Source organism: Corallococcus sp. CA047B (assembly GCF_003612065.1).
Lineage (GTDB): Bacteria > Myxococcota > Myxococcia > Myxococcales > Myxococcaceae > Corallococcus > Corallococcus praedator.
Genome location: NZ_RAWD01000501.1, coordinates 1 through 4,593, shown reverse-complemented (window position 1 = coordinate 4,593; position 4,593 = coordinate 1). Strand labels below are relative to the sequence as shown.

At 69.7% G+C, this 4,593-nt stretch carries 4 protein-coding genes; 3 read left to right on the top strand and 1 reads right to left on the bottom strand.

The window, feature by feature from the left end; translation table 11 throughout:
- The first annotated feature begins 80 nt into the window (after nt 1-80).
- From D7X74_RS39870 to D7X74_RS42815, 3 genes are all read left to right on the top strand, one after another.
- Nucleotides 81-716 (top strand): hypothetical protein, encoded by a 636-nt coding sequence (locus D7X74_RS39870; protein WP_120538166.1) that lies wholly within the window; start codon nt 81-83, stop codon nt 714-716.
- 89 nt (nt 717-805) lie between these two features.
- The gene (locus D7X74_RS39865; RefSeq protein WP_120538165.1) at nt 806-2,137 is read left to right on the top strand and encodes an NAD(P)/FAD-dependent oxidoreductase; all 1,332 of its coding nucleotides are present in this window, start codon (nt 806-808) and stop codon (nt 2,135-2,137) included.
- A gap of 85 nt (nt 2,138-2,222) precedes the next feature.
- Nucleotides 2,223-3,737, top strand: coding sequence for a hypothetical protein (locus tag D7X74_RS42815; RefSeq protein WP_147446862.1), 1,515 nt, complete (start codon nt 2,223-2,225; stop codon nt 3,735-3,737).
- On the opposite strand, the gene D7X74_RS39855 is transcribed toward D7X74_RS42815, so the two are convergent.
- A complete protein-coding gene (locus tag D7X74_RS39855) occupies nt 3,727-4,455 on the bottom strand; it encodes an EAL domain-containing protein (protein WP_233602456.1) in 729 nt (242 codons plus the stop codon). The two genes, D7X74_RS42815 and D7X74_RS39855, sit on opposite strands and share 11 nt — an antisense overlap.
- Nucleotides 4,456-4,593: the final 138 nt, after the last annotated feature.

The window sequence follows — 4,593 nt, the reverse complement described above, 5'->3', positions numbered from 1 at the left end:
GTCCCCCACCCCTACCGCCCCTAGCTTTTCCCAACGGGGGCCGTCGCCCCGTCCCACTCACATCATCCGGGAGAGATTCCATGAAGAAGCTCATTGGGGTTTTCGCGTCCGTGGCGTTGTTGGGCTCTGGCGTGGCGGTGGCCCAGGACAGCGTGGTGCAGCCTTCGCAGCCGCCAGCCTCCACCGCGCCGGCCCAGGGAAGTCCGGGGCGGATTGAGTCGGGCGGCACCATGCAGGGCTCCCAGCAGGGTTCCACGGGCAGCACCGATGCGATGGGCGGCTCCGGATCCGCGGCCGCGTCGAGCATGACCGGCGCGAACGAGCTGACGGGCAAGGTCGTCAAGAGCGATAGCAAGAAGGTCTACATCAGCAGCGCGAACGGCGCGGTGGTGCCGCTGGACATCGACAGCAAGACCCAGTTCACCGACCCGAGCCTGAAGAACGCCAAGAGCCTGAAGGAGGGCCAGGAGATCCGCGCCAGCTTCCAGGTGAAGGACGAGAAGAACATGGCGACCAGCATCTCGCTGAGCCAGGGCACGGGCGGCTCGGGCACCGACGTGATGTCGCCGGACCCGTCCATCAACGAGGGCAAGGGCGGCTCGGGCATGGATGACCGCACCATGGATCCGGGTGCTTCCGGCAGCGACTCCAGCCTGAATCCGGACACCGGCGCCAGCACGCATGACACCAGCAGCGGTTCGCCGAAGACCTACTAGTTCCCTCCGCATGCTTCTCCCCTGCTCGCGGCCCGTCTTCCAACGGCGGGCCGCGGGTCTTTTCACGGTGGAAGGGATGAGAAAGCCGCATGGACCTCACGGCCGATGTTCTCATCCTGGGGGCCGGCGCTGCGGGGCTGGCCGCGGCGGAGCGGCTGATGCGCGAGGGCCTGCGGGTCATCGTCCTGGAAGCCCGGGACCGCGTGGGGGGACGCGTGGTGACCGTGCGGGATCCGACGGGCGACGTTCCCCTGGAGCTGGGCGCCGAGTTCGTCCATGGCAGGCCGTCCGCCCTCCTCCGGCGCATCCGGCGGGCGGGGCTGACCGTCAGTGCCTGCAACGATACGCACGCGCTGCTGTGGCGGGGGCAGTTGGAGGACGCGGATGTGCACGAGGCGTTCGCTTTCCAGGAGCCCCTTGTCGCGGTGAAGCCTCCCGACCGTTCGATGACGGCCTGGATGGCGGAGCAGGCCCGTGCCCGGAAGTGGCCGCCGCGCGTCATCGCGATGGCCCGTTCGTATGTCGCGGGCTTCTACGCCGCGGATCCGGACATCGCGAGCACGCTGGCCATCTCGCGGATGGAGCGGTCCGTTGAAGGCACGGGCGGTGCGATGCCCTCCCGTGTGCTGGAGGGGTACGACCGCGTGCTGCATGCGATGGCCGCGAAGCTGTTCGCGAAGCCGGACACGCTGTTCCTCAACGCCGTGGCCGAGGAGGTGCGCTGGAAGCCGGGACAGGTTCGCGTGCGTGCTCGGACCCGGCAGGGGGTTGCGCTCGGGACCTTCGAGGGCAGGCAGGCGGTGGTGACGCTTCCCGTGGGCGTGTTGCAGGCCCGCCCTCCGGCACCTGGCGCCGTCCGCTTCGTGCCCCGCGTGAGGGAACAGGAACGCGCCTGGAACCAGTTGCAGATGGGCCCCCTGATCAAGATCCTGTTGCGCTTCCGCACGGCCTTCTGGCGGGAGCAGGCGGACACGGCTCGCTACGGGTTTTTCCACGCCCCTGAGGCCCCCTTCCCCACGTGGTGGACGCTGTCGCCCCACCGGCGCACCCGACATCTGGTGGGCTGGAGTGGCGGGCCCGCTGCCGCGACGTTGTCGACGCTGAGCGAACGGGCGGTGCTGGAGCGCGCCCTCAAGGGGCTCTCCCAGTTGTTCCATCAGCCCTTGCGGCGCATGCACGAACAACTGGAGGCGTGGCACGTGCAGGACTGGCAACGCGAGCCATACACGCGTGGCGGTTATGCCGTCATTCCCACCGGCGCGATGGAGGCGGTCGCCGCGCTTGCCCGACCCGTGGGCCGGACCCTCTTCTTCGCGGGCGAAGCGACACACGTCGGTGGAGAAGAGGGCACCGTGCATGGTGCGCTCGACACCGGGCGGCGGGCTGCGGACGAACTGCTGGCCCGGCGCGGGAAGGCGTGAGCCCGAGGCGCCTTCCTGGTGGGCCGGCGAGCGGAGGAGCCCTGGGGCCGATGTAGAAGCGTTCGCCCATGGACATCTTTCCGCCATGCACCTCTGGATCGCCATCGTCGCGGGTTTGAGCCTGGGTCAGTCGCAGGAGGTGGAACCCCTGCCTCCTGATGATCCGTCCGTGAGGGACCCGGCTGCGGCAGCCCTCCAGGATGCCTACGAGCAGGCCGCGGACGACGCCGACGGCGCTCGGCCTCCTCAGGGCTACGTCCAGACACCGACGGATCCCACGCAGGGGGGCTATACCCTCACGCCGCTGCTGCCCGATGGCAGCCCGCCCATCAATCCAGGCCAGGTCGCCACGCAGCAGGCACAAACCTATGTGCCTCCGCCCGTTCCCACGGTCTTTGAAACCCAGCCCCCCGAGAGTGCGCCGTCCAACCTGGAGGCCGCGCCCCAGGAGGAGCCGTCGGGGACAGGGGGCGCGGGCGCCACCGGAACCTCGTCCACGGTCGGGGGAACCACCGCGGGTCAGTCCGAAACTGGCGCGGGCGCCGCGGGTACGGCTCCGACTTCCGGCCCGACCCGCACCGACGAGGCTGGCTTCGGCGGCACCGAGGACACGGGGGCGACGTCCCCGGGTCCTTCGTCCAATGCTCCGGTGGGCGGGACGGGTGGCATCCCGCTGGATTCGTCCCAGGTGACGGTGCAGGAGCCGATGACCGGGAGTCCAGCCACGTCGGAGACCGCTACTGGTGGATCCGGTGCGTCCGGAACGACGGGCACCGGGACGGCGAACACGCCTGCCAGCGCTCCCTCGACGGGAACGCCCGCGCAGGTCCCGGCGGGCGGCACCTCCACGGAGGCTCCGCTTCAATCTCCGACTGGAACGTCCACGGCCGCTCCTGTCCCGTCGCCGACGGGCACGTCTCCGTCAGGCACGTCCACGGCCGCTCCCGTCCCCGCACCGACGGGCACGTCCGCCCCTGATCAAGCGGGCGCCACGTCCACGACGGTTCCGCTCTCATCTCCGACAGGCACGTCCACTACGGCTCCGCTCCAGGGGACGCAAGCCGCTGCGGGCACGACGGCCGGGACCGCCACCGCGGCGAATGCGGCCCAGGCGAACGAAGAAGTGACGCGCCTTCGTGAGCGCATCACCGAGCTTGAGCAGGAGGTGCAGGAACGCGACGCCGTGGCCACCGAGCGCACCCAGTCCGTGCAGTCCCAGGTGGATGTGCATGAGCAACGCGCCTACGAGGCAGAGCGCTTCCGGCAGCAACGGCTGGCGCGGATCCAGTCCGCGGGCCAGTGGATGCTCGCGGCGGATCAGGCGCTGGAACAGGGGGAGCTCGGCGTGGACAACGCCCTGAACACCGCCGACCAGGACTTCTCCGTGGTGGAGGAGACCGCTTCGTCCGACGGCCAGGGCATGGTCGTCGTCCACTCCCAGCGGGCCCGCGCGCAGATTGCCCTGGCCCGGGACGCCGCCGGGCGCCGGGACGTCTACGCCGCGCGCATCGCCCTGCAGGCGGCCGGTGAAGAGCTGCGCCTGATGCGCGCCACGACCCTGGAACGGCCGGGTTCGTCCAACGCCCTGCTCAATCGTTGAGGCGCGGGGTCACCACCGCCGGCACGCCCGAGGGCTTCGCGATGAGGTAGCCCTGCACGAAGTCCACGCCGTGCCGGCGCACCCAGGAGAGTTCCTCGGGCGTCTCGATGCCCTCGGCCACCGTCTGGATTCCCAACTGGGAGGCGATCTCCAGCAGCTTCTGCACGATGGACGCCTTGTAGGGATCCGCGTGGACGCCCCGCACCAGCTCCATGTCCAGCTTCATGTACTCCGGACGCAGCTGGTGGATGAGGTTCAGCGATGAGTAGCCCGCGCCCAGGTCGTCCAACGCCACCTTGAAGCCCGCGTTCCGGTAGAAGTCCACGATGGCGCGCAGGTGTTCGGCGTTCGCGGCCCGGTCGGACTCGATGATCTCGAAGACGACGTGCTCCGCCGGAATGCCCGCCTCGTGGATGGCCGCCACCGTGGAGCGCAGGCAGAAGGCCGGATCATAGATGGCCGTGGGCGTGAAGTTGATGAACAGGTGCGTGCGCAGCTGGTGCCGCACCGCCTCGCGGATGGCGGTGGTCCGCGCGGCCAGGTCCAACTGGAACAGCAGGTCCGCCTCCCGGGCCGTGTCGAACATCCGCGCCGGTGACACCAGCGCGCCATCCCGGTCGCGCCCGCGCATCAGCGCTTCGTGCGCGAAGATGAGGGACGTGTCCTGGGCATGGACGATGGGCTGGAAGAACGAGGTGAGCCGCGACTCCGCCAGCATGTCCACCAGCCACCCCGACATTGGCGCGGACGTGGCGGATGTCTTCAACTTCCTGACGGGCTTTGGCCGGCCGCGCTCCTTCCGCAAGCTGTTGGTGGCGCCGCTCACCATGCGCGAAGGGCTGATGGAGGAGATCAA

Excerpts from the sequence above, each read along its gene's own strand:
- D7X74_RS39870 (WP_120538166.1), top strand. The coding sequence starts at position 81 with ATGAAGAAGCTCATTGGGGTTTTCGCGTCCGTGGCGTTGTTGGGCTCT.
- D7X74_RS39865 (WP_120538165.1), top strand. The coding sequence starts at position 806 with ATGGACCTCACGGCCGATGTTCTCATCCTGGGGGCCGGCGCTGCGGGG.
- D7X74_RS42815 (WP_147446862.1), top strand. The coding sequence starts at position 2,223 with ATGCACCTCTGGATCGCCATCGTCGCGGGTTTGAGCCTGGGTCAGTCG.
- D7X74_RS39855 (WP_233602456.1), bottom strand. The coding sequence starts at position 4,455 with ATGCTGGCGGAGTCGCGGCTCACCTCGTTCTTCCAGCCCATCGTCCAT.